This is a genomic window from Pseudomonas sp. JV414 (assembly GCF_032424305.1).
Lineage (GTDB): Bacteria > Pseudomonadota > Gammaproteobacteria > Pseudomonadales > Pseudomonadaceae > Aquipseudomonas > Aquipseudomonas lini.
The window spans coordinates 94,776-119,542 of record NZ_VYKC01000017.1; the positions used below are offsets into that span (position 1 = coordinate 94,776).

Below are 24,767 nucleotides of genomic sequence, written 5' to 3' on the forward strand. Positions count from 1 at the left end.
TCCGTGACGGCGCAGACAAGGCCTGCGCCGGGATTTGCGGCCGTTAGTGCAAGGCTTCTTCAGCTTTCTGAATGGCCGCGAACTCTTCTTCGGGCGTGCCTGCTACCAAGTGATGCCGACTGTAGAAAGCAAAGTAAGCAATTAACACTCCATAGATGATCGCGGCGCCAATCACCACCCGCGGATCCACCAGAAAACCCGCCACCACGGCGATGCAAGCCAACACCAGTGCCACGCCTGAGGTGAAGATACCGCCCGGCGTGCGGTACGGCCGATCCATTTTGGGGCGACGGATACGCAAGGTGATGTGTGCGGCCATCATCAGCACATAGGAGATGGTCGCGCCGAACACCGCCACCAGAATCAGCAGGTCGCCCTGGCCGGTCAGTGACAGACCGAAGCCGATGATGCCGGGAATGATCAACGCCAGTACCGGCGCCTTGCTCTTGTTGGTTTCGGACAGTTTACGCGGCAGATAGCCGGCACGGGACAAGGCAAAGATCTGCCGCGAATAGGCATAGATGATCGAGAAGAAACTGGCGATCAGCCCGGCCAGGCCCACAAGGTTGACGAAGCTGCCCATCCAGGTCGAGCCGCCATAGGCTTTGGTCAGCGCTTCGACCAATGGGTTACCGGAGGTCAGCAGGGCGTTGGAGCCAGCACCACCAGGGCCGATGACCAGAATCAGCAAGGCAAAGCTCACCAGTACCAGCATGGCGCCGATCAGCCCGCGGGGCAGGTCGCGTTTCGGGTTTTTGGTCTCTTCCGCCGCCAGTGGCACACCTTCGACGGCCAGGAAGAACCAGATTGCGTAAGGAATGGCTGCCCAGACGCCGACATAGCCGAAGGGCAGGAAGCTGCTGGCGCCCTTGGCCTCGGTCACCGGGATGTCCAGCAAATTGGCGACATTGAAGTGCGGCACCATCGCGATCAGAAATACTGCCAATGCCAAGGCCGCGACGGCGGTGATGACGAACATCAACTTCAGGGCTTCGCCGACACCGAAAATGTGAATGGCGATAAAGATGATGTAGAACGCCAGGTAAATCATCCAGCCGCCAATGCCGAACAGCGACTCACAATACGCCCCGATAAACACTGCGATCGCCGCTGGGGCGATGGCGTACTCGATCAGGATCGCGGTTCCGGTGAGGAACCCGCCCCACGGCCCGAATGCGCTACGGGCAAATCCGTAGCCCCCGCCGGCGGTCGGGATCATCGAAGACAATTCGGCCAGGGAGAAGCACATGCACAAGTACATGGTGGCCATCAGCAACGTGGCGAGAAACATGCCGCCCCATCCGCCTTGGGCCAAACCGAAGTTCCAGCCGGCGTAGTCACCTGAGATGACATAAGCCACACCCAGGCCCACCAGCAGGACCCAGCCCGCCGCACCTTTTTTCAGTTCACGTTGTTGGAAATAATCGGAGCCGACTTTTTCGAAGTCGACCGAGGAGATAGCCGGCTGCGCGCTGGCTTGATCGCTAGGCATAGGGTTCACCTGTTCTTATTGTTTTTTAGTCGGCGTTTTTGCCGGGGTGGCGCTAGATATTTCTGCTGAATGTTCAACCGCTTCGCGAGCAAGCCCGTTCCCACAGGGGAAGTGGCTTGCTCGCGACAGGCGTTTAGAAGAAGCCCAATGGATTGATGTCGTAGCTCACCAGCAGGTTTTTGGTCTGCTGATAGTGGTCGAGCATCATTTTGTGGGTTTCACGACCGACGCCGGACTTCTTGTAACCACCGAACGCGGCGTGCGCCGGGTACAGGTGGTAGCAGTTGGTCCACACGCGACCGGCCTTGATGGCGCGGCCCATGCGGTAGGCGCGGTTGATATCGCGGGTCCAGAGACCGGCGCCCAGGCCGAACTCGGTGTCGTTGGCGATGGCCAGGGCTTCGGCTTCGTCCTTGAAGGTGGTGATGCTCACCACCGGGCCAAAGATTTCTTCCTGGAACACGCGCATTTTGTTGGTGCCCTTGAGCAGGGTCGGCTGGATGTAATACCCGGTCGCCAGGCTGCCCTCGAGTTTTTCCACCTTGCCACCGGTCAGCAGCTCGGCGCCTTCGCCCTTGGCGATTTCCAGGTACGAGAGGATTTTGTCGAATTGCTGCTCGGACGCCTGGGCGCCGACCATGGTGTCAGTGTCCAGCGGGTCGCCACGTTTGATCGACAGCACTTTCTTCATCACGACTTTCATGAAGTCGTCGTAGATCGACTCTTGCACCAATGCACGGGATGGGCAGGTGCAGACTTCGCCCTGGTTGAAGAACGCCAGCACCAGGCCTTCGGCGGCTTTTTCGATGAAGGTTTCTTCGGCTTGCATGATGTCGGCGAAGAAGATGTTTGGCGACTTGCCACCCAGCTCCACGGTGGACGGAATGATGTTCTCGGCGGCGCATTTCATGATGTGCGAGCCGACCGGGGTCGAGCCGGTGAAGGCGATCTTGGCGATGCGCTTGCTGGTGGCCAGGGCTTCCCCGGCTTCTTTGCCGAAGCCTTGCACCACATTGAGTACGCCGGGTGGCAACAGGTCGCCGATCAGTTCCATCAGCACGGTGATGCCCAGCGGGGTTTGCTCGGCCGGTTTGAGGACCACGCAGTTACCGGCGGCCAGGGCCGGGGCGAGTTTCCAGGCGGCCATCAGAATCGGGAAGTTCCACGGAATGATCTGCCCGACCACGCCCAGCGGTTCATGGATGTGATACGCCACGGTGTTGCCGTCGATCTCGGCGGCGCTGCCTTCCTGAGCGCGGATGCAACCGGCGAAGTAGCGGAAATGGTCGGCGGCCAGCGGGATGTCGGCGTTGAGGGTTTCGCGAACGGCCTTGCCGTTGTCCCAGGATTCGGTGATCGCCAGCACTTCCAGGTTCTGTTCGATGCGATCGGCGATTTTCAGCAGGACCAGCGAGCGAGCCTGGGCGGACGTGGCGCCCCAGGCATCGGCGGCGGCATGGGCAGCGTCCAGGGCCTTTTCGATGTCTTCGGCGGTGGAACGCGGGAATTCGGCAATAGGTTGGCCGTTGACCGGCGACGTATTGGTGAAGTACTGACCTTTGACAGGCGCGACGAACTCGCCGCCGATGTAGTTACCGTATTTGCTCTTGAACGAAACGATAGCGCCTTCAGTACCGGGGTGAGCGTAACGCATGATGGGTTTCTCCTTGGCTTTTGTGCTTATAAGGGAGGACGCGCTAAAGCGCTGCATTAAGCGTAGAGCAAAGGTCGGGCCAGCGCCTTGCAGGTCAGGTAAATCAAGGCCTTGCGTGTTTTTTGTCGGACGGATGGGTGGCGTTTGTGACGCTTGCGGTACAGCCGCCGTGACACTTTGTACCGTTTGTGGCACAACGTGTGACTGGCGGGTCTTGCCAGCATTGCAATGCAGGCCAGGCTGGAGGATGCTCGAACCTCCCTCCCTGTAGGAGCGAGGCTTGCCCGCGAAGGCCATGATGCGGTTTGCCTGATGCACCGCGTTATCGTTCTTCGCGGGCAAGCCTCGCTCCTACAGGGGGATGTAAACCGCTCGGGGAGAATAATAAGAAATGCACGACAACCATTTGAGTCGCCATGCCCAGCAAGTGCTGACCGTGACCCAAGGTAAATCCCACCTGCACGGTCCCGGCAGCGATCCGTCCATTGCCCGTTCCTGGCTGCGTTGTCTTGAGGACTATCACCTCGACCCGGCCCTGACCATGGCGCCGACGGTGCTGGAACATGGCCGCGTGCTGGAAAGCCGCGAACGCTTGCAGCAAGTGCTGCAGATCGCCGGCAACGAAATGACCAGCCTCCACCAGCAACTTTCCGGCGCCGGCCACGCGGTGCTGCTGACCGACGCCCGCGGGGTGATCCTCAACTGCGTCACTGCGCCCACCGAACGGAAGATTTTCGAGCGCGCCGGTCTTTGGCTGGGCGCCGACTGGAGCGAAGCCTGCGAAGGCACTAATGGCATCGGCACCTGCCTGGTGGAGCGTCAGTCCCTGACCATCCATCAAGACGAACATTTTCGTGGCCGTCACACCGGCCTGACCTGCTCGGCGAGCCCGGTGTTCGATCCGCACGGCGAGCTGCTGGCGGTGCTCGACGTGTCTTCGGCGCGTCACGAGGTTTCGCGGCAGAGCCAATTCCACACCATGGCCCTGGTCAATCTGTCGGCGAAGATGATCGAGAGCTGCTATTTCCTGCGTTACTTCGACAATCAATGGTTGCTGCGTTTTCACCTGCAGGCCGAATCTGTCGGGCTGTTCAGCGAAGGGTTGCTGGCGTTCGACGGGGAAGGGCGGATCTGTGCGGTGAACCAGAGTGCGCTGAATTTGCTGGGGCATATTCGTGGCGGACTATTGGGTAAACCGGTGGAGGCGTTTTTCGACTGCTCGCTGGATGAATTGCTCGGCCGCGCGAGCTCTAGTGCCAGCGCCAGTTGGCCATTGCGCACCCGTGACGGACGGCGGCTGTTTGCCGTGTTGCGCGGGCAGCCGCGCAGTATTCCGGTGCCAGTGGTGCAAAGCCCGATGGTTGCCGAGCGTCCGCGCTTGTCGGGCATTTGCCTGGGCGATGCCGCGTTGCAGGAGGATTTCCGCAAGGCCTTGCGCGTGTTTGAACGGGATGTGCCGTTGCTGATCAACGGCGAAACCGGTTCCGGCAAGGAAGCCTTCGCCAAAGCCGTGCATCAGGCCAGTCAACGGGCAGCAAAATCTTTCGTTGCTCTCAATTGCGCGGCGATTCCCGAAAGCCTGATCGAAAGCGAACTGTTCGGCTATCGCGGCGGCAGCTTCACCGGTGCCCGCAAGGAAGGCATGCGCGGCAAGTTGCAACAGGCCGATGGCGGGACGTTGTTCCTCGATGAAATCGGTGACATGCCGCTGAGCATGCAGACCCGTCTCTTAAGGGTGCTGGAAGACCGTCAGGTGGTGCCGATTGGCGGTGAGCCGGAATCGGTCAATGTGCGGATCATCAGCGCCACCCACCGCAATTTGCTTGAGCGGGTGCAGGACGGCAGTTTCCGCGAGGATTTGTATTACCGGCTCAATGGGCTGGAGGTCGCATTGCCGGCGCTGCGTGAGCGCGCTGACAAATCACAGTTACTCGACTTTTTGCTGGCCGAAGAGGCGGGTGGGGAGACGGTATTGATCGACGGGCCGGCGCGGCAGGCCTTGCTGGATTTTGCCTGGCCGGGGAATGTGCGGCAGTTGCGCAATGTGCTGAGGACTTTGGCGGCGCTATGTGACGGCGGTCGGATCGGGCTGGAGGATTTGCCGGCGATGATTCGCCAGGCCCGGCCGGTGACGGCGTCGGCGGTTGAAGAACCGTCCGAGTATCCGCTGGATGATGCCGAACGGCTGGCCTTGCTGACGGTGCTCGAACAGCAGCGCTGGCACATGACGCACACGGCTGAGCAGCTGGGCGTCAGCCGCAATACCCTCTACAGAAAGCTGCGTAAGCATGGGATCGCCCGGTAAACCGCTTTTGTGGCGAGGGGGCTTGCCCCCGTTGGGCTGCGAAGCGGCCCCAAAACCTGCAATTTTGGTGTGTCAGATGCATCGCAAGCTCAGGATCTACGACTGCTGCGCAGCCGAACGGGGGCAAGCCCCCTCGCCACAGAGGTCGCGGCCAATCTCAGCTAAAGAGTGCGATTTTCCCCTCCCTACGCTAACCTGCGGCCATGTTTTACGAGGTCGACTATGCACATTCATATTCTTGGTATCTGCGGCACTTTCATGGGTTCGATGGCGGTTCTGGCCAAAGAGCTGGGCCATCACGTGACGGGCTCCGATGCCAACGTCTATCCGCCAATGAGCACTCAGCTGCAAGCCCAGGGCATTGAGTTGACCCAAGGTTACGACCCGGCGCAGCTCGATCCGGCCCCGGACCTGGTGGTGATCGGCAATGCGATGTCGCGCGGCAACCCGGCCGTCGAATATGTGTTGAACAAAGGCCTGCCATACGTCTCCGGCCCGCAATGGCTGGCCGATCACGTACTGCAAGGTCGCTGGGTGCTGGCGGTTGCCGGCACTCACGGCAAAACCACCACTAGCAGCATGCTCGCCTGGGTCCTGGAACATGCCGGTATGAGCCCGGGTTTCCTGATCGGCGGCGTGCCGCAGAATTTCTCGGTGTCGGCGCGTCTGGGTGATACGCCGTTCTTCGTGATCGAAGCCGACGAATACGACAGTGCATTCTTCGACAAGCGCTCCAAGTTCGTTCACTACCGTCCGCGCACGGCGATTCTGAACAATCTTGAGTTCGATCATGCCGACATCTTCCCCGATCTTCCGGCCATCGAGCGTCAGTTCCACCACTTGGTGCGGACCATCCCGAGCGAAGGCCTGGTGATCCATCCGACCACCGAGCCGGCATTGCTGCGCGTGATCGAAATGGGCTGCTGGACCCCGGTGCAAACCACCGGTGCCGGCGGTCAGTGGCAGGTCAAACTGCTCAGCGAAGACGGATCGAAATTCGAAGTGATGTTCGAAGGCGCCGTTCAAGGCATGGTCGAGTGGGACATGACCGGTCAGCACAACGTCGCCAACGCCTTGGCCACCTTGGCCGCTGCACGTCACGTCGGCGTTGTACCGTCGATGGGCATTGCTGCATTGAGCGCGTTCAAAAGCGTGAAGCGCCGGATGGAAAAAGTCGCGGAAGTGCGTGGCATCACCATTTACGACGACTTCGCTCACCACCCGACGGCCATCGCCACCACCCTCGACGGCCTGCGTAAACGCATTGGCGACGCGCCGTTGATCGCGATCATCGAACCGCGCTCCAATTCCATGAAGCTCGGCGCTCACCGCGATGGCTTGCCGGAAAGTGTGGTCGATGCTGATCAGGTGATCTGGTATTCGCCGGCCAACCTCGGTTGGGATCTTGGCGGCACCGCTGCGTTGTGCACCGTCCCGTCGATCGTCAGCGATTCGCTGGAAGGCATCATCGAGCGCGTGAAGAGCCAGGCCCAGCCCGGCACGCATGTGGTGATCATGAGCAACGGCGGCTTCGGCGGCCTGCACGGCAAATTGGCCGAGGCGCTGCAATGAACAACGGCCCGGAACGCATCACGCTGGCGATGACCGGCGCTTCGGGCGCCCAGTACGGCTTGCGCCTGCTCGATTGCCTGGTGCGTGAAGACCGCGAGGTGCACTTCCTGATCTCCAAGGCCGCGCAACTGGTGATGGCCACCGAGACCGATGTCTCGCTGCCGTCGAAACCGCAGATGATGCAAGCCTTCCTCACTGAATACACCGGCGCCGCCGCCGGGCAGATTCGGGTGTATGGCAAGGAAGACTGGATGTCGCCGGTGGCTTCGGGGTCTGGCTCGCCAGCGGCGATGGTGGTGGTGCCGTGTTCCACCGGGACTTTGTCGGCTATCGCGACCGGCGCCTGCAACAACTTGATCGAACGGGCTGCCGACGTGACCTTGAAGGAGCGCCGCCAGCTGATTCTGGTGCCGCGCGAGGCGCCGTATTCGAGCATTCATCTGGAGAACATGCTCAAGTTGTCGAACATGGGCGTGACCATTCTGCCGGCGTCACCGGGCTTCTATCACCAGCCGCAAACCATCGATGACTTGATCGACTTCGTCGTGGCGCGAATTCTCAACTGTTTGAACATCCCGCAAGACATGCTGCCGCGCTGGGGCGAACACCATTTGAGCAGCGATGAATAAGCTGCTGATCATCCTGCTGGCTTTGCAGTTGGCGGGCTGCGCCACGGCGCGCACGCTCGATGCCGCCAAGCCTGGAGCTCCGGTGGTGTATTCGGGAACACGTCTGGATTGGTATGCGATGAACGGCGGGTGCTGCGCCATGGATAGGTTCGGCGCAGAAGCGCCGAGTTATCCGGGTGTTGACCTGCCGGCCAGTGCCTTGCTCGACACGCTGCTGTTGCCGCTGTCGTTGTTGACGGTGATTGGCGTAAGTTTTCAAGCGACTGGCGGATTGTAAAAAGCAAAAGATCGCAGCCTTCGGCAGCTCCTACTGGTGTACACATACCTATGTAGGAGCTGCCGAAGGCTGCGATCTTTTGATCTTACTTGCCTAACTTACGCAACTCATCCGACTCGACAATCCGCACCCCATCCTGCTCTTCCAGCGCCAGGCGCCACATGGCGCGGGCCAGTTGGCAGGCTTCGATGCCGTGGTATTTGCCCGGAATCAATCGGGACAACGGACCGGCGACTTTCTCGCCCAGTCGTGGCTCGACGCGATCGCCCAGCAACAGCGAAGGCCGGCAAATGGTCAGCTGCGGCCAATTCTGCGCGCGCAATGCGTGTTCCATCTCCCCTTTAACCCGGTTGTAGAAAATCGAGGATCGCCGATCGGCACCCAGAGCGCTGATCACGATCAAGTGCCGTGCACCCATTTCCCGTGCACGTTTGGCGAAGGCCACGACCATGTCCAGGTCCACCGCGCGAAACGCTTCCTCGGAGCCGGCCTGCTTGATCGTGGTGCCCAGGCAGCAGTAGGCAATGTCGACGCGACCGTTCAATTGCGGCAAAAACACTGCCGGGTCGCCGACCGGGTTTTCCAGGTGAGGATGCTCTGCCAGTGGCCGACGTGAGGGGGCTAATACCCGTGTAATCGTTGGCTCGTTGAGTAGACGGTCAAGCAAATGTTCACCGGTTAACCCGGTAGCTCCGGCAAGCAATACATGCTGAGGCGTCAAGTACATAGTCATTCCCCCTTGATACTATTCAGCTTAGTTGCTCTTTTCATCCTTGCTGATAGAGACACTTTGCAGTGCCTTTCGTGCCTGTTGTTTGCGCAACAGTTGCCAGTGGCTGAGAACGGTTTTCGGCGCCCAGATCTGTGGCTCGGAAGCTTCGAAGCTGTCGGCCAGTTCACGCTCGGCCACGGTGGCGCTGGCCAGTTTGAAGGCTTGCTCCAGATCGTCGGTCTGGTTCAGCGCCTGGGCGAACAGCGCGTCGCCGAAATAAGTGAAGTTGGCTTCTTCGGAGCACCCAAAGGACACTCGATCGGCGCGCGAGGCGGTCATGATCAGGGTGCGTTCGTCCTTGAGGGCGGGGATGAAGCCGCCGGAATAGCAAGACGAAATCACAATGATCTTGTCGCGCTTCTTCAGGGGCGCGAGGACGGCGGCGAGTTCGTCGGCCGGCAAATCGGCCAGTTCCATGCGTGGCTGGTCGAGCACCAGTTCGTGTTCGCTGGTGCCGTGGCTAGTCAGGTAAATGAACAGCAAGTCTTCCGGGCCGCTGCGTTCGGCCAGGGTTTGGGCGGCGCGGCGCAGGTTCTCCCGGGTGGCCATCGGCCGGTCGCCGAGGTGATCGCGATGGTTGACCAGGCGGATCTGACCGAAGGCGCCGAAACGGCTGGCGAGCATGTTGGCGACGTAGTCGGACTCGCGCAGGAACACGCTCTGCTTGCCATCGCCGCCCAAGGTCAAGGTGTACAGTTCGACCGCCGGGGTCGAGGCGGGCACGTTGGCCATTGCATCATCGAGCAAGCGACCCTGGGCCAGCAAGCCGAGTTCGAGGGGGTCGGGCAGCAGCTTGCCGTCGACGTCGCGCACGCGCTGACTATTGACCCAGGTGCCGCTCTGCACCGTGCCATCGGTCAGCACCAAAGTACCTTTGCCCTGATAGTTGTCGCCGTCGAACTGGCCGATATAGAAGCTGCCATCGGCCAGGTTCAAGCGACCCTGACCGGTGAAACGCCAGTCGCTGAACTGACCGATGTAGTGACTGCCGTCGGCGCCGATCAACTCGCCCTTGCCGCTGAGCGCGCCTTCCTTGAACTGACCGAGCCAGACATCGCCATCGGCGTTTTCGTAGCGGCCCTTGCCATGCAGTTGATTGTTCTTGAAACCGCCGACATAGATATCGCCATCGGCGCTGTTGAAGGTGCCATTGCCTTCCAGCTGGCCGTTGGCGAAATGCCCGGTGAACTGATTGCCGCTGGCATCGCTGCGCTGGCCTTCGCCGTTGGGTTTGCCGTGGGCGAATTGCCCCTGGTATTGGCTGCCGTCTGCGAGTTCCAGACGACCGAGCCCTGAATATTGATCGGCCTTGAATTCGCCGCGGTAGGTCATGGCGTTTTCTTTGAGGGTACCTTCACCGTCGCGTCGGCCCGCCTTGAAACCGCCGGTATAGCTGCTGCCAGTGGTGGTCAGCGTGCCTTGGCCGTCAAACAGCCCTTGCTGGAATTGCCCGCGATAGACCTCGCCGTTGCTGCCATGCCATTCGCCCTGGCCATGCCATTGGCCTTTGTCGAACTGGCCGGCGTACCAACTGCCGTTCGGGTAATCGATGCGGCCTTCACCTTGCAGCAAGCCGTTGACCAGATCACCGCGATAGCGTCCGCCGTCCGGCAGGCGGGCATCGGGGGGCAACAGCGATTCGCCATCGCCGCAAGCGGTGAGCAACAGGGTCAGAGCAAGGAGTGCAAGTGAGCGCATAGCGGGATCCGGGCAATTAGGCGACCGAGTATGCCGCAGCTATGTGTCGCATTTATAGGGACACAGCACAGACACGGCGCGAAACAGCGTGAGCTGCTTCGCATCCGGGATGCTTTACACGAAGCAGAGGGACAGTGGCTCGGCGATATACGCCGGTTTGTCCGACCCTTCGATTTCAAGCGTGGCGGTGGCCTTGAGCAGCCATTGGCCGGGTTTCTTCTCGATGACCTCGTTCATATCGACCTTGAGTCGCACCCTGGAATTGACCTTCACAGGCTGGATGAAACGAACGCTGTCCAGACCGTAGTTGACCACCATCTTCGCGCCTTCGGGCAGGATGAGGATGTCTTCCATCAGTTTGGGGATCAGCGACAACGACAGGAAGCCATGGGCAATGGTGCTGCCAAAAGGTGTTTGCGCAGCTTTGACCGGATCGACATGGATGAACTGATAATCGCCTGTGGCTTCTGCGAACAGGTTGATGCGTTCCTGATCGATGGTGAGCCACTGGGAACATCCGAGTTCCTTGCCGACATAATCTTTGAGCTCCGCAACTGGAACATAGGGCATTGAGACTCTCCTTGGGTTCATCGGTTTTTGGTTTTTCGAGCGGGGGGATGACCTCCCTTGCGAACCACTTTAGATCAACATGACAAATTGTTCCGGTCAACTAACCATGCTTTTGGCGAATGCCGATTCATAGCGTCGGCGTGCTTATAATGTCGGGCCCCTTCTTTGTGGGGAGAGCGCGTGGGAGATGATGGATGTTGTTACGTGGCCTGACCTGGCTGGTGCTTTTTCAATTGCTCGGCACCGCCCTCAATCATCTGTTTTTGCCGGTACTGCCGGGGCCGATCATTGGCCTATTGCTGCTGCTGGGATATCTGATTATCCGCGGTCAAGTCGGTGAACCCCTGAACCTCGCGGCCAGCAGTTTGTTGCGTTACCTGCCGTTGCTGCTGGTTCCCCCGGCCGTAGGCGTGATGGTTTACGCCGCCGACATTGCCGCGGATTTCTGGGCGATCACCGGTGCGCTGGTGCTGTCACTGCTGTTGTCGATGGCCTTCGCCGGCGTGCTGATGCAGCGCATGGTCAAGCCTCACGCTCATCGCGAGGACGGCCAATGATTTTCGATTGGCACGGCGCCTGGGCGTCGGTGATTCATCATCCATTGTTCGGTATTGGCATTACGCTGGGGGCGTATCAGTTGGTGCTGGCAGCCTTTGAGAAAACCCGCTGGGTTTTTCTGCAACCGGTGCTGGTCTCCATGTTGCTGGTCATCGCTGTACTGGTCGGTTGCGGTCTGAGTTACGCCGAATACCGCAAGAGCACCGAGATCCTCAGCATCTTGCTCGGGCCGGCGACTGTTGCGCTGGCGGTGCCGCTGTACCTCAACCTGCGACGGATCCGGCAGTTGTTCTGGCCGATATTTACTACGCTGGTGATAGGTGGTGTAGTCGCCACGGGCATGGGTGTACTGCTGGGCTGGTGGTTCGGCGCCGAACACATGATCCTGATGACCATGGCACCCAAATCGGTGACCTCGCCGATTGCCATGCTGGTGGCGGAGCAGATTGGTGGCGTCGCGGCGTTGGCCGCGGTGTTCGTGTTGATTACCGGAGTGATCGGGGCGATCTTCGGGCCGAGTCTTCTGACCCGCCTCGGTGTCCACAGCCCAGAGGCCCGCGGCATGGCCCTGGGCATGACCGCCCACGCCGTCGGCACTTCGGTGGCCTTGCAGGAAAGTGAAGAGTGCGGTGCCTTTGCGGCACTGGCGATGAGTCTGATGGGCGTGGCCACGGCGGTGTTCCTGCCGTTGGCGGTGTCGATGGTGGTGTAAGGAAATGTCTATGAGCTTGCCGCTTTTTCCGCTGAACACGGTGTTGTTTCCGGATTGCATCCTCGACTTGCAGATCTTCGAGGCGCGCTACCTGGACATGATCGGTCGCTGCATGAAACAGGGCGGCGGCTTCGGTGTGGTGTGCATCCTCGACGGTGAAGAAGTCGGCATCGCCCCCGAAGGCTACGCACGAGTGGGGTGCGAGGCGCTGATCACCGACTTCCACCAGCAGGACAATGGCCTGCTGGGCATTCGGGTGAAGGGCGGGCGGCGTTTCCATGTAGTGCGCACTGAGGTGCAGCGCGACCAGTTGATCGTCGCCGAAGTCGAGTGGCTCAAAGATGAGCCTGAGCAACCGCTACAGGATGACGACGCCGACCTTGTCGCGCTGCTCAAGGCTTTGGCGGAGCACCCGATGGTCGAAGCGTTGAGCATGGGCACCGAAGCGACGGGGCAACAGTCGCTGGCCAATCAGTTGGCCTACCTGTTGCCGTTTGCCGAGGTGGACAAGATAGACCTGCTGCAACTTGATGATCCGCAGCAGCGGCTGGATGCGATTCAGGCGTTGCTGGATGAGTTGCAGGGTGAGTTGTTTGCCTGACGTCCGCTAGAAGATCGCAGCCTCCGGCAGCTCCTACATTAAATTGGCGTACACCCTGTAGGAGCTGCCGAAGGCTGCGATCTTTTGATTTTTTCAGTACGCATACCGCAACATCGCATGCGGCATGTGTCTCAACACAAAGAAACCGAACAACGCCACCAACGACGGCAATACCAGCCACCAGATTTTCGGCGGCATGGCGTTGAGCGAAGTCTGGCGTTGAGTCAGCCAAAGACTCACTGCACACACGCACGCCGCCAGCATCGCGCCGGCCAGTACATCGGTCGGCCAGTGCGCGCCCAGGTACACCCGCGAGAAGGCAATCATCAGCGCCGGCAAGCAGCCCACCAATAACCAGGTCAGGCGCATGCGCGGCGGTTGCCCGCGACCCGCCAGCACAGCGAGCGTCAAGAACAGCGCGAAAGAGCCCGAGGCATGGCCGCTGGGCATGCTGTAGCTGGTCAGTGGATCGCTCAGCACTTCCGGGCGCACACGGGCGAAAAAGTGCTTGGTCGCGGTGTTGCCCAGTGCGGTGAACAGCAGGGTGCCGCCGGCGAAGAGTGCGTGTCGCCATTGTCGTGTCAGCAATAGCAAGACTGTCAGCAGCGCGCTGAACATGAACATGTTGCGGAACTCACCGATCAGCGTGAACACCACAGCCACTTCATCAAGCACCGGGCTACGGTGTTCCTGTATCAGGGTCATCAGTCCTTGGTCAAGGGCGGTCAGGTGCGGATAGCCGATGAACAGGCCGATCAGGATCAACAGGCTCATGCTGCTGATCCAGAGGGTCGCCCGGCGATGGCGGCGCAGGCTGCTGTTTGCGCTCAGACCGACCATCACTGCAATGCTGCCGGCGACAATCCCGGCTTCAGGCCAGAAACCTTCCGGCAATGGCAAGCGAATCGCCGCCCCGGTGGCCCAGCCCGGCAGGAGATAGGCGAGGCTCCAGCCCGCGGCAGCCAACAGGCTGACGACGGCGAAGCGCGGGAATGGCATGTCGAACATCCCGGCGACCATTGGCAGCATTGGCCGCAGCGGGCCGATAAAGCGTCCGACCAACAGGCTGGCGATGCCATAACGCTGGAAATAAGCCTCGGCCCCGGCCATCCATTCCGGATGATGGCGCAACCCCGGCAGGCGACGGATGTTCTGGTGGAAATGTCGCCCTAAAAAGTACGAAACGATGTCGCCCAGCACACCGCCGAGAAAGCCCAGCAGCAGCGTTTCACCCAATGGCAACGCGCCACTGCCAGCCAGTACCGTTACGGCAAACAGCAACACCGTGCCAGGCACGATCAGTCCGACAATCGCCAGGCATTCCATACAAGCCACTATGAACACTGCCGCGGCCAGCCATTGCGGATTGACCGTCAGCCAACCGGTCACGCTATCGAGCCATGGGCCCATAAAAACAACTCCATCGAATAATCAATCGGTCCCAAAGGACGAGCGCAATCTTCACTACGCCACAGATTTCCCTGTGGGAGCGGGCTTGCTCGCGAAAGCGATCTGTCATTCAGCATTTATGCTGGATGTGATGGCCTCTTTGCGGGCAAGCCCGCTCCCACAGGGATCTCCTTTGCATCAAGATTCAGCAGGTATCAGGACAACAAAAAATAATCGCGACCTTCGACTTGCCCCCGGCGCAGCGGGTTGCGCGTGCAGTAAAGTGCGTAAGCCGCATCAACAAAACGGTACATCAAGTGTTCGTCGCGCCCGTGGGGAATGCCCAGGCGTGTGGTCTGGATGATGTGGCCGGGCGCTGGCCCGACATCTTCCACCAGCAGCACTTCATGGTCGAAGCGTTTGGCGTCCCAGACTGGCACCTTCAGCCCCAGCGCTCTGCAGAGCAGCGTTTGTCCAGCACACAATTTTTGTGAGGGGCGAGGGCGGCCCCGGGCATCGGGATTGTTCAATAGCATCTGCGCCAGGCTCGCCGGCCCGCTCAGTTCGTCGACCCATGGATAGGCGGACTTGATCAACACCGCATTGCCGGGGCCCTGAGCGCTGAAGTTCAACGAATCGCCGCCGCGGGCGTAATACATATAGATGTGGCCGCCATCCAGAAACAAAGCCTTACGCTTTTCTGTGTAGCCAAGAGAGGCGTGGCTGCCTTTTTCTTCGCAGTAATAGGCTTCGGTCTCGATAATCCGGGCACTGAGCCACAGGTCGCCGACCCGATGACGGATGATTTTGCCCAGTAAATCCCGGGCCAGCGTTTGGGCATCGCGGTCGAAAAATGCATCCGGCAGCCCCTTGGGCTGGCGCGTAGTGGATGCAGAAACAGGCAGGTTAGTCATGATGAACAGCGTTTATCAGGGCTGATTGAGTCGTGATGATAACAATATGCAGCTTAATCCCGGCTGAACGTCGGCAAATTGCCCTCCATTTCGACCATCCGCCTGTCACCGCTGTTAGTCCCGGGACGCGACAGCTATAATCTGCCGCTTTACTCTTTACCAAGACCTTAGCAAAGACCATTGCAGACCATGACTGAGTCCGTTCTTGACTACATGACCCGTTTGGGTCGCGCCGCCCGCGAAGCTTCCCGCGTGATCGGCCGTGCCAGCACCGCGCAGAAAAACCGTGCGCTGCAGGCGGCTGCCAATGCGCTGGACGCTGCACGCGCCGAACTGACGGCTGCCAATGAGCTGGATTTGGCCGCCGGTCGCGCCAATGGTCTGGAGCCTGCTCTGCTGGAACGCTTGGCACTGACCCCGGAGCGCATCGACGGCATGATCGTCGGTTTGCGTCAGGTCGCGGCACTGCCGGACCCGGTGGGTGCGATCCGCGACATGAGTTATCGCCCGTCCGGCATCCAGGTCGGCAAGATGCGTGTGCCATTGGGCGTGATCGGGATCATCTACGAATCACGGCCGAACGTGACCATCGATGCCGCCAGCCTGTGCCTGAAGTCCGGCAACGCGACCATCCTGCGTGGCGGCTCCGAGGCGATTCATTCCAACCGTGCTATTGCTGCCTGCATCCAGCGCGGCCTGGCCGAGGCCGATCTGCCTGCCGCCGTGGTGCAAGTGGTCGAAACCACCGACCGTGCGGCCGTCGGCGCGCTGATCACCATGCCCGAATACGTTGATGTCATCGTGCCCCGTGGTGGCCGTGGCCTGATCGAACGGGTCAGTCGCGATGCCCGCGTGCCCGTCATCAAGCACCTGGACGGCATCTGTCACGTCTATGTCAGCGCTCATGCCGATCTGCCGAAAGCCCAGCGCATCGCGTTCAACGCCAAGACTTACCGTTATGGCATCTGTGGCGCCATGGAAACCTTGCTGGTCGATCAGGCAGTCGCCAAGGATTTCCTGCCATCGATGGCTGCCCAGTTCCGCGAAAAAGGCGTCGAACTGCGCGGTTGCGAGCGTACCCAGGCGATCATCGAGGCCATTGCAGCGACTGAAGAAGACTGGCACACCGAATACCTGGCGCCGATCCTCTCGATCCGCGTGGTCGACGGTCTGGATCAGGCCATCGAGCACATTAATAAGTACGGCTCCCATCACACCGATTCGATCGTCAGCGAAAACCTGGCAGACACCCGGCGTTTCGTGGCTGAAGTCGATTCGTCTTCGGTCATGATCAACACCCCGACGTGCTTCGCCGATGGCTTCGAATACGGATTGGGTGCCGAGATTGGCATTTCTACTGATAAGCTGCACGCCCGCGGCCCGGTGGGCCTCGAAGGTCTGACCTGCGAGAAGTACATCGTGATCGGTGACGGTCAGTTGCGCGGCCAGGAGTCGGTCTGACTTGGGCGACTTCGACCCGTCAATCCAAGTGACCGCCAGCGAGCCTCTGCCTCGACGCATTGGCGTACTGGGCGGGACCTTCGACCCGGTGCACATCGGCCATTTGCGCGGTGCGCTGGAAGTCGCCGAATCGCTGGCGCTCGATGAGTTGCGTCTGACACCCAGTGCCAGGCCGCCTCATCGCGGTACGCCGCAAGTGTCGGCGAAGGACCGTCTGGCGATGGTCAAGTGCGCGGTGGCCGGTGTGCCTCCGTTGGTGGTGGACGCCCGCGAATTGCAGCGGGACAAACCGTCCTACACCATCGACACCCTGGAACTGATGCGCGCCGAATTGGCCGCCCCAGACCAGGTTTTTCTACTTTTGGGCTGGGACGCATTTTGCGGCCTGCCCACTTGGCACCGCTGGGAAGAGTTGCTCCAGCATTGCCACATCCTGGTGCTGCAACGCCCGGATGCCGACAGCGAACCGCCGGATGCCTTGCGCAACCTGCTGGCAGCGCGCTCGGTGAGCGACCCGCTGGCCCTCAAAGGGCCGAGCGGACAGATTGCATTCGTCTGGCAGACGCCGCTCGCGGTATCCGCCACCCAGATCCGTCAACTGCTGGCCAGCGGTAAGTCGGTACGTTTCCTGGTGCCCGACGCGGTCCTGGCCTACATCGATGCGCACGGGCTTTACCGTGCGTCGAACTGAAAAAGGGCGCGCTTCAAGGCACGTGAATGCGTGTATCGAAGCGCCCGAACACACGAGCAAAACGAGTTTTATATGACTGACAAAGACGTAAACAAAGTAAAGCGCAAGGGCACGTTCAAGAGCGCTCCGCTGCCAGTAGTGGCCAATACCGGCCCGGAACTGCGCGGCGAAGAGCTGGTCAAGGTTGCCGTTGCAGCCCTGGAAGACGTCAAGGCCCAGGATGTTCTGGTGATCGACGTTCGTGAAAAGCAGAGCATCACTGACTTCATGATCATTGCTACCGGTACTTCCAACCGCCAGATCGGCGCGATGCTGGACAAGGTCCGCGAGGCGGTCAAGGCCCAGGGCGTCAAGCCGTTGGGTGAAGAGGGCAAGGGCGACAGCGACTGGGTGTTGCTGGATATGGACGATGTCATCGTGCACATGATGACTGCCAGCGCTCGCCAGTTCTATGACCTGGAGCGTTTGTGGCAGGGTGCTGAGCAGAGCCGTGCCGGCAGCGCCGCGCACCACAGCCCGGAAAACACCCATGAGCATTTCATCAAGCTCAACAAAGACCAGCAATAAGGGAACGCTGTGCGACTGCGACTGATCGCCGTCGGTTCACGCATGCCCAAATGGGTGGAAGAAGGCTGGCATGAATATGCCAAGCGTCTTCCGTCCGAGCTGGCGCTGGAACTGGTGGAAATTCCGCTCAACACTCGCGGCAAGAACGCCGACGTGGCGCGCTTTATCCGTCAGGAAGGCGAAGCCATGCTGGCCAAGGTCGGGCCGAACGAGCGCATTGTCACCCTCGAAGTCCACGGCAAGCCCTGGAGCACCGAGCAACTGGCGGTCGAACTCGATCGTTGGCGGCTGGACTCGCGCACGGTGAATTTCATGGTCGGCGGCCCCGAGGGGCTGGCGCCGGAAGTCTGTGCCCGGGCGGATCAACGCTGGTCGTTGTCACCGTTGACGTTGCCGCACCCGCTGGTGCGGATTCTGATCGGCGAACAGCTGTATCGTGCCTGGACAGTGTTGTCCGGCCACCCTTACCACAAGTAGTTCTGCCCTCATGCCCCAGCCGATCCGTATCAAGGACCACGAAAAAGACGCCCGTCTGGTGCGTGGCCGCGTCGTGTTCGGGGCAATTGCAGTGGTGGCGCTGATTGGCGTGCTGATCGCTCGGCTGTATTTCCTTCAGGTGATCCAGTACGAGTACCACTCGACCCTCTCGGAAAACAACCGCGTCCATGTGCAGCCGATTCCGCCGACACGCGGGTTGATCTTCGACCGCAATGGCGTGGTGGTGGCCGACAACCGGCCGAGCTTCAGCCTGAGCATGACCCGCGAACGCTCCGGTGACTGGCAGCAAGTGCTCGACGTGATCGTTGAAGTGCTGGAGCTGACGCCCGAGGACCGGGTGATCTTCGAAAAGCGCATGCGTCAGGGGCGCCGACCGTTTGAGCCGGTGCCAATCCTGTTCGAGCTGACCGAAGAGCAGATCGCCCGCATCGCGGTGAACCAGTTCCGCCTGCCTGGCGTGGAAGTGGTCGCGCAACTGGTGCGGCATTACCCGCAGGGCGCGCACTTTGCGCACTCGGTGGGTTACATGGGGCGGATCAACGAGAAAGAGCTGAAGACTCTGGATCCGGTGGGTTACAGCGGCACCCATCAAATTGGTAAAACCGGCATCGAGCGGTTCTACGAGCCCGAGCTGCACGGTCAGGTGGGTTACGAAGAAGTTGAGACCAACGCCCGCGGCCGCGTGCTGCGGGTACTCAAACGTACCGAACCGATTTCCGGCAAGGACATCGTCCTGAGCCTGGACATCAAATTGCAGGAGGCCGCCGAAGCCGCGCTTGGCGGTCGCCGTGGCGCGGTGGTGGCGCTGGACCCGAAAACCGGCGAAGTGCTGGCGATGGTCAGTCAGCCGAGTTTCGACCCGAACCTGTTCGTCACCGGCATCAGCTTCAAAGCCTATTCCGAGTTGCGCGATTCCATCGACCGGCCACTGTTCAACCGCGTGTTGCGTGGTCTGTACCCGCCGGGCTCGACGATTAAACCAGCGGTGGCGATTGCCGGTCTGGATGCGGGCGTGGTTACGGCGTCGACCCGGGTCTACGATCCCGGTTACTACCAACTGCCCAACTACGATCACAAATACCGTAACTGGAACCGTACCGGCGACGGTTACGTGGATCTGGACACGGCGATCATGCGCTCCAATGACACCTACTTCTATGACCTGGCGCATAAGCTGGGGATCGATCGGTTGTCGGCCTACATGAGCAAATTCGGCATTGGCCAGAAGGTCTCCCTCGACATGTTCGAAGAGTCGCCGGGGTTGATGCCGACCCGGGAATGGAAGCGCGCGACCCGTCGTCAGGCCTGGTACCCGGGCGAAACGCTGATTCTCGGGATCGGTCAGGGCTATATGCAGTCCACTCCGTTGCAGTTGGCGCAGGCCACGGCGCTGGTGGCCAACAAGGGGGTCTGGAATCGTCCGCATTTGGCCAAGACCCTCGAAGGCGCGAAGCCGGTGGACGAAAATCCGATGCCGGACATTATCCTGCGCGACCCGTCGGACTGGGCCAAGGTCAACCACGGCATGCAGCAGGTGATGCACGGTGCCCGCGGTACCGCGCGCAAGGCCGCGATCGGTTCGCAATACCGGATCGCCGGCAAAAGTGGTACGGCTCAGGTGGTCGCGATCAAGCAGGGCGAGAAATACGACCGCTCCAAGGTTCAGGAGCGCCATCGCGACCACGCCTTGTTCGTTGGCTTCGCGCCGGCCGAAAACCCGAAAATCGTAGTGTCGGTGATGGTCGAGAACGGTGAGTCCGGCTCCGGTGTCGCCGCGCCTGTGGTGCGTCAAGTCATGGACGCCTGGCTCCTGGACCAGGACGGCCGACTGAAAGCCGAATACGCCAGCCCTATCAGTGCGGAGGCTACGGCCCGTGAAGAGTAATTTCGATCGCATCCTCTCCAGCGAGGATGTGATGCGTCGCCGTGCGACGCTGTTGCAACGCATGCATATCGACGGCCCGTTGCTGATCCTGCTGCTGACCCTCGCGGCCGGCAGCCTGTTCGTGCTGTATTCGGCCAGCGGCAAAAGCTGGGATTTGCTGGCCAAGCAAGCGACTTCCTTTGGCATCGGCCTGGTGTCGATGATCGTCATCGCCCAGTTCGAGCCGCGCTTCATGGCCCGCTGGGTGCCCGTCGGTTATGTGATCGGCGTGCTGTTGCTGGTGGTGGTGGACGTCATGGGCCACAACGCCATGGGTGCCACGCGCTGGATCAACATTCCCGGGGTGATCCGCTTCCAGCCCTCGGAGTTCATGAAGATCCTGATGCCGGCAACTATCGCCTGGTACCTGGCCAAGCGCTCCTTGCCGCCACAGCTCAAGCATGTGGGCGTCAGTCTGTTTCTGATCGGGTTGCCATTCATCTTGATCGTGCGCCAGCCCGACCTCGGCACTTCACTGCTTATTCTCGCCGGTGGCGCGTTCGTGCTGTTCATGGGCGGCCTGCGCTGGCGCTGGATTCTCAGCGTAATTGCTGCCGCCGTGCCGGTGTCTGTGGCCATGTGGTACTTCGTGATGCACGATTACCAAAAGCAGCGCGTCCTGACGTTCCTCGACCCGGAGAGCGATCCGCTGGGTACCGGCTGGAACATCATTCAGTCGAAAGCCGCCATCGGTTCCGGTGGCGTGTTCGGCAAAGGCTGGTTGCTTGGCACTCAGTCGCACCTGGACTTCCTGCCGGAAAGCCACACCGACTTCATTATTGCGGTGCTGGGCGAAGAATTCGGCCTGGTGGGCATCTGCGCACTGTTGCTGATTTACCTGCTGTTGATCGGTCGCGGACTGGTGATTACCGCCCAGGCGCAGACATTGTTCGGCAAATTGCTCGCGGGCAGCCTGACCATGACGTTTTTTGTTTACGTTTTCGTCAACATCGGTATGGTCAGTGGCCTGTTGCCGGTTGTGGGAGTGCCGTTGCCGTTCATTAGCTACGGAGGAACTTCGCTGGTGACGCTACTGTCAGCGTTTGGGGTTTTGATGTCGATCCATACCCATCGTAAGTGGATCGCACAGGTTTGAATAAGGTGAAGATTTCAATGCAAGTAATGCGTGGCTGGGCGACTCGATACGCACCGTGGGTCGGCCTGGTAAGCATCCTTGGTACCGCGCAGCAAGCGTGGGCCGGCGATTACGAAGGCTCACCCCAGGTGGCCGAGTTCGTCGGTGAAATGACCCGCGACTATGGCTTTGCCGGCGAACAGCTGATGGGCGTGTTCCGCGAAGCCGAGCGCAAACAGTCGATTCTGGACGCGATCTCCAAGCCCGCCGAACGGGTTAAACAGTGGAAAGAATATCGCCCGATGTTCATCACCGACGCGCGCATCGCTCGTGGTGTGGACTTCTGGCGTCAGCACGAAGCGGTCCTGGCTCGCGCCGAGCAGGAATACGGCGTGCCGGCGCAGGTGATCGTCTCGATCATCGGCGTCGAGACCTTTTTTGGTCGAAATACCGGCAATTTCCGGGTAATCGATGCCTTGTCGACCCTGGGTTTCGACTATCCTCCCCGTGCCGAATTCTTCCGCAAGGAATTGCGTGAATTCCTGCTGCTGGCCCGCGAGGAGCAGGTCGACCCGTTGACCCTCAAAGGCTCCTACGCCGGAGCCATGGGTTTGCCGCAGTTCATGCCGAGCAGTTTTCGCGCTTATGCGGTGGATTTCGACGGTGACGGTCACATTAATATCTGGACCAACCCGGATGATGCCATCGGCAGCGTCGCCAGTTATTTCAAGCGTCACGGCTGGGTTGCCGGCGAACCTGTGGTCAGCCGCGCCGATGTGCGTGGCGATCAGGTAGACGAGGGTTTGACCGCCGGCATCGAGCCGACGAAAACCGTCGGGGAGTTGCGGGCGCTGGGCTGGTCGAGTCATGATGCGCTGCGCGATGATATGCCAGTCACGGCTTTCCGTCTGGAAGGTGACAATGGCCCTGAATACTGGATGGGCCTGACGAATTTTTACGCGATCACGCGTTATAACCGCAGCGTGATGTACGCCATGGCCGTACATCAACTGTCTGAACAGCTGGTCCAAGCACGGGGCGTCAAGTAATGCGGGCATTGCCTATGAATAAACCCCTGAAGCTCATGGCGTTCGCCGCGTTGACGGTCCTGGTCGCCAGTTGTTCGACCAGCCGCGCGCCGGCTCAGAAGTCTCCGACCGCCGTTCGTTCGGCACCTGGCCTGGATATCAACCGGGCTCACAAGGATGGCGCACCCTGGTGGGACGTCGACGTATCGCGTATCCCGGATGCCACGCCGACCCTGCACAGTGGTCCTTACAAAGCCAACCCGTACACCGTGCTGGGCAAGACTTATTTCCCGCAGCAGGAATCCAAGACCTACGTCGCGTCGGGCACGGCGTCCTGGTACGGCACCAAGTTCCACGGCCAGAACACCGCCAATGGCGAGGTGTACGACCTGTACGGCATGAGTGCCGCGCACAAGACCTTGCCACTGCCCAGTTACGTTCGGGTGACTAACCTGGACAACAACAAAACCGTGATCCTGCGGGTCAACGACCGTGGGCCGTTCTACTCTGACCGCATCATCGACTTGTCCTATGCTGCCGCCAAAAAGCTCGGCTATGCCGAAACCGGCACGGCGCGGGTCAAGGTCGAAGGCATCGACCCGCAGCAATGGTGGGCAGCCAAAGGCCGTCCGGCGCCCTTGATGCTTAATGAGCCGAAAGTCGCGCAAAATAGCGCCCCGGTGATTACGGCGTCGGCCGGCACCGTCGAACAATGGACGCCACCGCCGCAGCAACACGCCGCGGCCGTAGTGCCCGTGCAAATCGATGCAAAAAAAAACGCTTCTGTACCAGCCTCTGGCCAGTATCTGCAGGTGGGCGCGTTCGCCAACCCGGACGCTGCAGAACTCCTGAGATCGAAGCTCAGCGGGATGGTGAGCGCTCCGGTGTTCATCAGCTCGATCGTGCGTAACCAGCAGACATTGCATCGAGTGCGCCTGGGGCCGATCGGCTCGCCGGGTGAAATTCAGCAAGTGCAGAACAGCGTGCGGCTGGCCAATCTCGGTTCGCCGAGCCTGGTCAGCGCCGAGTAATACCTGGTTCTTGTTTGACGGTTCGCTTGCGGTTTGGGGGGGGAACCGGGTTGTTGGCTCGTTGAAGAACAAAAGCCCGGCAAGGGTTGCAGAGTGAGCAACTGAACACGCGACAACTTTTTAGAGAGTTGTCTGATTAGTTTTGCCCTAGGGCAGTTTCCATTAGCGATTTCGAGAGACGGATGAACATCACCACCTTTGCCAAACGCCTGTGCCTGCTAGTCCCGCTGCTCCTCTCGCCTGCCGCATTCGCGGTCGAGATGATGCCGTCGCCACCGCAACTGGCCGCCAAAGCCTACGTACTCATGGACGCCAGCAGCGGCAACGTGCTGGTAGAGAACAACGGTGACCAGCGTCTGCCACCGGCCAGCCTGACCAAGCTGATGACCGCCTACATCGCGACCCTGGAAATCCGTCGTGGCCAGATTGGTGAAAACGATCCAGTGACCGTCAGCGAGAACGCCTGGCGTACCGGCGGTTCGCGGATGTTCATCAAGGTCGGCACGCAAGTGACTGTCAGCGACCTGCTGCACGGCATCATCATTCAGTCGGGCAACGACGCCAGTGTTGCGCTCGCCGAGCACATCGCCGGCAGCGAAGACGCATTCGCCGACATGATGAACAAAACCGTTGGCGATCTGGGCATGACCAACAGCCACTTCATGAACCCGACCGGCCTGCCGAACCCGGAGCACTACTCGTCGGCTCACGACATGGCCGTGCTGGCTCGCGCGATCATTCACGAAGACCCGGCTCACTACGCGATCTACTCGCAGAAAGAGTTCTTCTGGAACGGCATCAAGCAGCCTAACCGCAACCTGCTGCTGTGGCGTGACAAGACCGTCGACGGTCTGAAAACCGGTCACACCGACGAAGCCGGCTACTGCATGGTGTCTTCGGCTGTACGCGATGGCATGCGCCTGATCGCCGTGGTGTTCGGCACCAACAGCGAAGTGGCCCGTGCTGCCGAAACCCAGAAGCTGCTGACCTATGGTTTCCGCTTCTTCGAAACCCAGACCTTCTATCAGAAGGGCGCCGAGCTGGCTCAGGCACCTGTCTGGAAAGGCACGACCAATCAAGTCAAGGCCGGTCTGGCTCAAGACCTGACCATGACCCTGCCAAAAGGCCAGCTGAAAAAGCTCGCTGCCAGCATGACCATGACCCCACAACTGGTCGCGCCAATCGCCAAGGGCGATGTGATCGGTAAAGTCGAAGTGAAACTGGACGACAAGGTGGTGCACAGCGCCGACCTGATCGCTCTGGACGCGGTCGACGAGGGTGGTATCTTCCGCCGCATGTGGGATAGCATCCGTCTATTCTTCTACGGCTTGTTCAACTGAATTAGTGTG

23 protein-coding genes are annotated in these 24,767 nt (G+C 60.4%); 16 read left to right on the forward strand and 7 right to left on the reverse strand.

Translation table 11 applies throughout. From position 1 onward, the window contains the following. Nucleotides 1–43: 43 nt before the first annotated feature. A complete protein-coding gene (gene eat / locus F6R97_RS18235) occupies nucleotides 44–1,492 on the reverse strand; it encodes an ethanolamine permease (RefSeq protein WP_038981364.1) in 1,449 nt (482 codons plus the stop codon). Between the two features lie 133 nt (nucleotides 1,493–1,625). Further along, nucleotides 1,626–3,146: an aldehyde dehydrogenase family protein gene (locus F6R97_RS18240; protein ID WP_038981365.1), complete on the reverse strand. Its 1,521-nt coding sequence runs from the start codon at nucleotides 3,144–3,146 to the stop codon at nucleotides 1,626–1,628. Nucleotides 3,147–3,537: 391 nt separating this feature from the next. Between F6R97_RS18240 and F6R97_RS18245 the strand changes: the two genes are divergently transcribed. The 4 genes from F6R97_RS18245 to F6R97_RS18260 all read left to right on the forward strand — a co-directional run bounded on the left by F6R97_RS18245 (nucleotide 3,538) and on the right by F6R97_RS18260 (nucleotide 7,929). Next, nucleotides 3,538–5,451: a sigma-54-dependent Fis family transcriptional regulator gene (locus F6R97_RS18245; RefSeq protein ID WP_038981366.1), complete on the forward strand. Its 1,914-nt coding sequence runs from the start codon at nucleotides 3,538–3,540 to the stop codon at nucleotides 5,449–5,451. Nucleotides 5,452–5,673: 222 nt separating this feature from the next. Further along, complete coding sequence (mpl, locus tag F6R97_RS18250; RefSeq protein ID WP_050681917.1) at nucleotides 5,674–7,023, forward strand: UDP-N-acetylmuramate:L-alanyl-gamma-D-glutamyl-meso-diaminopimelate ligase; 1,350 nt, start codon at nucleotides 5,674–5,676, stop codon at nucleotides 7,021–7,023. Further along, entirely contained in the window at nucleotides 7,020–7,652 is a 633-nt protein-coding gene (gene ubiX / locus F6R97_RS18255) for a flavin prenyltransferase UbiX (protein ID WP_007894343.1), read from the forward strand. Before mpl ends, ubiX begins: the two co-directional genes overlap by 4 nt. Further along, nucleotides 7,645–7,929, forward strand: a complete 285-nt coding sequence (locus F6R97_RS18260) for a YceK/YidQ family lipoprotein (RefSeq protein ID WP_008070158.1) — start codon at nucleotides 7,645–7,647, stop codon at nucleotides 7,927–7,929. Before ubiX ends, F6R97_RS18260 begins: the two co-directional genes overlap by 8 nt. Before the next feature lie 85 nt (nucleotides 7,930–8,014). Here F6R97_RS18260 and F6R97_RS18265 read toward each other — a convergent pair whose 3' ends face one another. The 3 genes from F6R97_RS18265 to F6R97_RS18275 all read right to left on the reverse strand — a co-directional run bounded on the left by F6R97_RS18265 (nucleotide 8,015) and on the right by F6R97_RS18275 (nucleotide 10,969). Beyond that, complete coding sequence (locus F6R97_RS18265) at nucleotides 8,015–8,656, reverse strand: oxidoreductase (protein ID WP_048396435.1); 642 nt, start codon at nucleotides 8,654–8,656, stop codon at nucleotides 8,015–8,017. 27 nt (nucleotides 8,657–8,683) lie between these two features. Beyond that, complete coding sequence (locus tag F6R97_RS18270; protein ID WP_315866896.1) at nucleotides 8,684–10,399, reverse strand: C13 family peptidase; 1,716 nt, start codon at nucleotides 10,397–10,399, stop codon at nucleotides 8,684–8,686. 114 nt (nucleotides 10,400–10,513) lie between these two features. Continuing rightward, nucleotides 10,514–10,969, reverse strand: a complete 456-nt coding sequence (locus F6R97_RS18275) for a MaoC family dehydratase (protein WP_038981370.1) — start codon at nucleotides 10,967–10,969, stop codon at nucleotides 10,514–10,516. Nucleotides 10,970–11,163: 194 nt separating this feature from the next. Between F6R97_RS18275 and F6R97_RS18280 the strand changes: the two genes are divergently transcribed. The 3 genes from F6R97_RS18280 to F6R97_RS18290 are packed head-to-tail and all read left to right on the forward strand — an operon-like array spanning nucleotide 11,164 to nucleotide 12,840. Then, nucleotides 11,164–11,526, forward strand: coding sequence for a CidA/LrgA family protein (locus F6R97_RS18280; RefSeq protein ID WP_038981371.1), 363 nt, complete (start codon nucleotides 11,164–11,166; stop codon nucleotides 11,524–11,526). Further along, nucleotides 11,523–12,239, forward strand: coding sequence for an LrgB family protein (locus F6R97_RS18285; protein ID WP_008009037.1), 717 nt, complete (start codon nucleotides 11,523–11,525; stop codon nucleotides 12,237–12,239). The genes F6R97_RS18280 and F6R97_RS18285 overlap by 4 nt, the downstream gene beginning before the upstream one ends. A gap of 10 nt (nucleotides 12,240–12,249) precedes the next feature. After that, entirely contained in the window at nucleotides 12,250–12,840 is a 591-nt protein-coding gene (locus F6R97_RS18290; protein WP_038981372.1) for an LON peptidase substrate-binding domain-containing protein, read from the forward strand. Nucleotides 12,841–12,933: 93 nt separating this feature from the next. Here the strand turns inward: F6R97_RS18290 and F6R97_RS18295 are convergent, their stop codons facing one another. Next, complete coding sequence (locus F6R97_RS18295) at nucleotides 12,934–14,250, reverse strand: bifunctional DedA family/phosphatase PAP2 family protein (protein ID WP_038981373.1); 1,317 nt, start codon at nucleotides 14,248–14,250, stop codon at nucleotides 12,934–12,936. 194 nt (nucleotides 14,251–14,444) lie between these two features. After that, nucleotides 14,445–15,143, reverse strand: coding sequence for a DNA-3-methyladenine glycosylase (locus F6R97_RS18300; RefSeq protein ID WP_038981374.1), 699 nt, complete (start codon nucleotides 15,141–15,143; stop codon nucleotides 14,445–14,447). Nucleotides 15,144–15,332: 189 nt separating this feature from the next. On the opposite strand from F6R97_RS18300, the gene F6R97_RS18305 reads away from it, so the two are divergent. The 9 genes from F6R97_RS18305 to F6R97_RS18345 all read left to right on the forward strand — a co-directional run bounded on the left by F6R97_RS18305 (nucleotide 15,333) and on the right by F6R97_RS18345 (nucleotide 24,758). Further along, the gene (locus tag F6R97_RS18305; protein ID WP_048396438.1) at nucleotides 15,333–16,604 is read left to right on the forward strand and encodes a glutamate-5-semialdehyde dehydrogenase; all 1,272 of its coding nucleotides are present in this window, start codon (nucleotides 15,333–15,335) and stop codon (nucleotides 16,602–16,604) included. Between the two features lie 46 nt (nucleotides 16,605–16,650). Further along, nucleotides 16,651–17,295 (forward strand): nicotinate-nucleotide adenylyltransferase, encoded by a 645-nt coding sequence (gene nadD / locus F6R97_RS18310; protein ID WP_161794745.1) that lies wholly within the window; start codon nucleotides 16,651–16,653, stop codon nucleotides 17,293–17,295. Nucleotides 17,296–17,367: 72 nt separating this feature from the next. Next, complete coding sequence (rsfS, locus tag F6R97_RS18315; RefSeq protein WP_038981377.1) at nucleotides 17,368–17,862, forward strand: ribosome silencing factor; 495 nt, start codon at nucleotides 17,368–17,370, stop codon at nucleotides 17,860–17,862. 9 nt (nucleotides 17,863–17,871) lie between these two features. Next, entirely contained in the window at nucleotides 17,872–18,339 is a 468-nt protein-coding gene (gene rlmH, locus F6R97_RS18320) for a 23S rRNA (pseudouridine(1915)-N(3))-methyltransferase RlmH (protein ID WP_003185785.1), read from the forward strand. A gap of 10 nt (nucleotides 18,340–18,349) precedes the next feature. Then, a complete protein-coding gene (gene mrdA, locus F6R97_RS18325; protein ID WP_315866897.1) occupies nucleotides 18,350–20,245 on the forward strand; it encodes a penicillin-binding protein 2 in 1,896 nt (631 codons plus the stop codon). 31 nt (nucleotides 20,246–20,276) lie between these two features. Then, a complete protein-coding gene (gene rodA / locus F6R97_RS18330) occupies nucleotides 20,277–21,380 on the forward strand; it encodes a rod shape-determining protein RodA (protein WP_048396506.1) in 1,104 nt (367 codons plus the stop codon). Nucleotides 21,381–21,397: 17 nt separating this feature from the next. Next, nucleotides 21,398–22,408: a lytic murein transglycosylase B gene (gene mltB / locus F6R97_RS18335; protein WP_315866898.1), complete on the forward strand. Its 1,011-nt coding sequence runs from the start codon at nucleotides 21,398–21,400 to the stop codon at nucleotides 22,406–22,408. Further along, complete coding sequence (locus F6R97_RS18340) at nucleotides 22,408–23,418, forward strand: septal ring lytic transglycosylase RlpA family protein (protein ID WP_038981381.1); 1,011 nt, start codon at nucleotides 22,408–22,410, stop codon at nucleotides 23,416–23,418. The genes mltB and F6R97_RS18340 overlap by 1 nt, the downstream gene beginning before the upstream one ends. A 182-nt stretch (nucleotides 23,419–23,600) precedes the next feature. Then, nucleotides 23,601–24,758: a D-alanyl-D-alanine carboxypeptidase family protein gene (locus F6R97_RS18345; RefSeq protein WP_038981382.1), complete on the forward strand. Its 1,158-nt coding sequence runs from the start codon at nucleotides 23,601–23,603 to the stop codon at nucleotides 24,756–24,758. Nucleotides 24,759–24,767: the final 9 nt, after the last annotated feature.

What these genes read in the sequence shown, in the direction of transcription:
- mltB (WP_315866898.1), top strand. Translation starts at nt 21,398, where the DNA reads ATGCAAGTAATGCGTGGCTGGGCGACTCGATACGCACCGTGGGTCGGC.
- F6R97_RS18285 (WP_008009037.1), top strand. Translation starts at nt 11,523, where the DNA reads ATGATTTTCGATTGGCACGGCGCCTGGGCGTCGGTGATTCATCATCCA.
- F6R97_RS18270 (WP_315866896.1), bottom strand. Translation starts at nt 10,399, where the DNA reads ATGCGCTCACTTGCACTCCTTGCTCTGACCCTGTTGCTCACCGCTTGC.
- F6R97_RS18340 (WP_038981381.1), top strand. Translation starts at nt 22,408, where the DNA reads ATGCGGGCATTGCCTATGAATAAACCCCTGAAGCTCATGGCGTTCGCC.
- rsfS (WP_038981377.1), top strand. Translation starts at nt 17,368, where the DNA reads ATGACTGACAAAGACGTAAACAAAGTAAAGCGCAAGGGCACGTTCAAG.
- F6R97_RS18245 (WP_038981366.1), top strand. Translation starts at nt 3,538, where the DNA reads ATGCACGACAACCATTTGAGTCGCCATGCCCAGCAAGTGCTGACCGTG.
- F6R97_RS18275 (WP_038981370.1), bottom strand. Translation starts at nt 10,969, where the DNA reads ATGCCCTATGTTCCAGTTGCGGAGCTCAAAGATTATGTCGGCAAGGAA.
- F6R97_RS18240 (WP_038981365.1), bottom strand. Translation starts at nt 3,146, where the DNA reads ATGCGTTACGCTCACCCCGGTACTGAAGGCGCTATCGTTTCGTTCAAG.
- F6R97_RS18280 (WP_038981371.1), top strand. Translation starts at nt 11,164, where the DNA reads ATGTTGTTACGTGGCCTGACCTGGCTGGTGCTTTTTCAATTGCTCGGC.
- mpl (WP_050681917.1), top strand. Translation starts at nt 5,674, where the DNA reads ATGCACATTCATATTCTTGGTATCTGCGGCACTTTCATGGGTTCGATG.
- F6R97_RS18345 (WP_038981382.1), top strand. Translation starts at nt 23,601, where the DNA reads ATGAACATCACCACCTTTGCCAAACGCCTGTGCCTGCTAGTCCCGCTG.
- F6R97_RS18305 (WP_048396438.1), top strand. Translation starts at nt 15,333, where the DNA reads ATGACTGAGTCCGTTCTTGACTACATGACCCGTTTGGGTCGCGCCGCC.
- F6R97_RS18265 (WP_048396435.1), bottom strand. Translation starts at nt 8,656, where the DNA reads ATGTACTTGACGCCTCAGCATGTATTGCTTGCCGGAGCTACCGGGTTA.
- eat (WP_038981364.1), bottom strand. Translation starts at nt 1,492, where the DNA reads ATGCCTAGCGATCAAGCCAGCGCGCAGCCGGCTATCTCCTCGGTCGAC.
- mrdA (WP_315866897.1), top strand. Translation starts at nt 18,350, where the DNA reads ATGCCCCAGCCGATCCGTATCAAGGACCACGAAAAAGACGCCCGTCTG.
- rodA (WP_048396506.1), top strand. Translation starts at nt 20,277, where the DNA reads ATGCGTCGCCGTGCGACGCTGTTGCAACGCATGCATATCGACGGCCCG.
- F6R97_RS18295 (WP_038981373.1), bottom strand. Translation starts at nt 14,250, where the DNA reads ATGGGCCCATGGCTCGATAGCGTGACCGGTTGGCTGACGGTCAATCCG.
- F6R97_RS18300 (WP_038981374.1), bottom strand. Translation starts at nt 15,143, where the DNA reads ATGACTAACCTGCCTGTTTCTGCATCCACTACGCGCCAGCCCAAGGGG.
- F6R97_RS18290 (WP_038981372.1), top strand. Translation starts at nt 12,250, where the DNA reads ATGAGCTTGCCGCTTTTTCCGCTGAACACGGTGTTGTTTCCGGATTGC.
- F6R97_RS18260 (WP_008070158.1), top strand. Translation starts at nt 7,645, where the DNA reads ATGAATAAGCTGCTGATCATCCTGCTGGCTTTGCAGTTGGCGGGCTGC.
- ubiX (WP_007894343.1), top strand. Translation starts at nt 7,020, where the DNA reads ATGAACAACGGCCCGGAACGCATCACGCTGGCGATGACCGGCGCTTCG.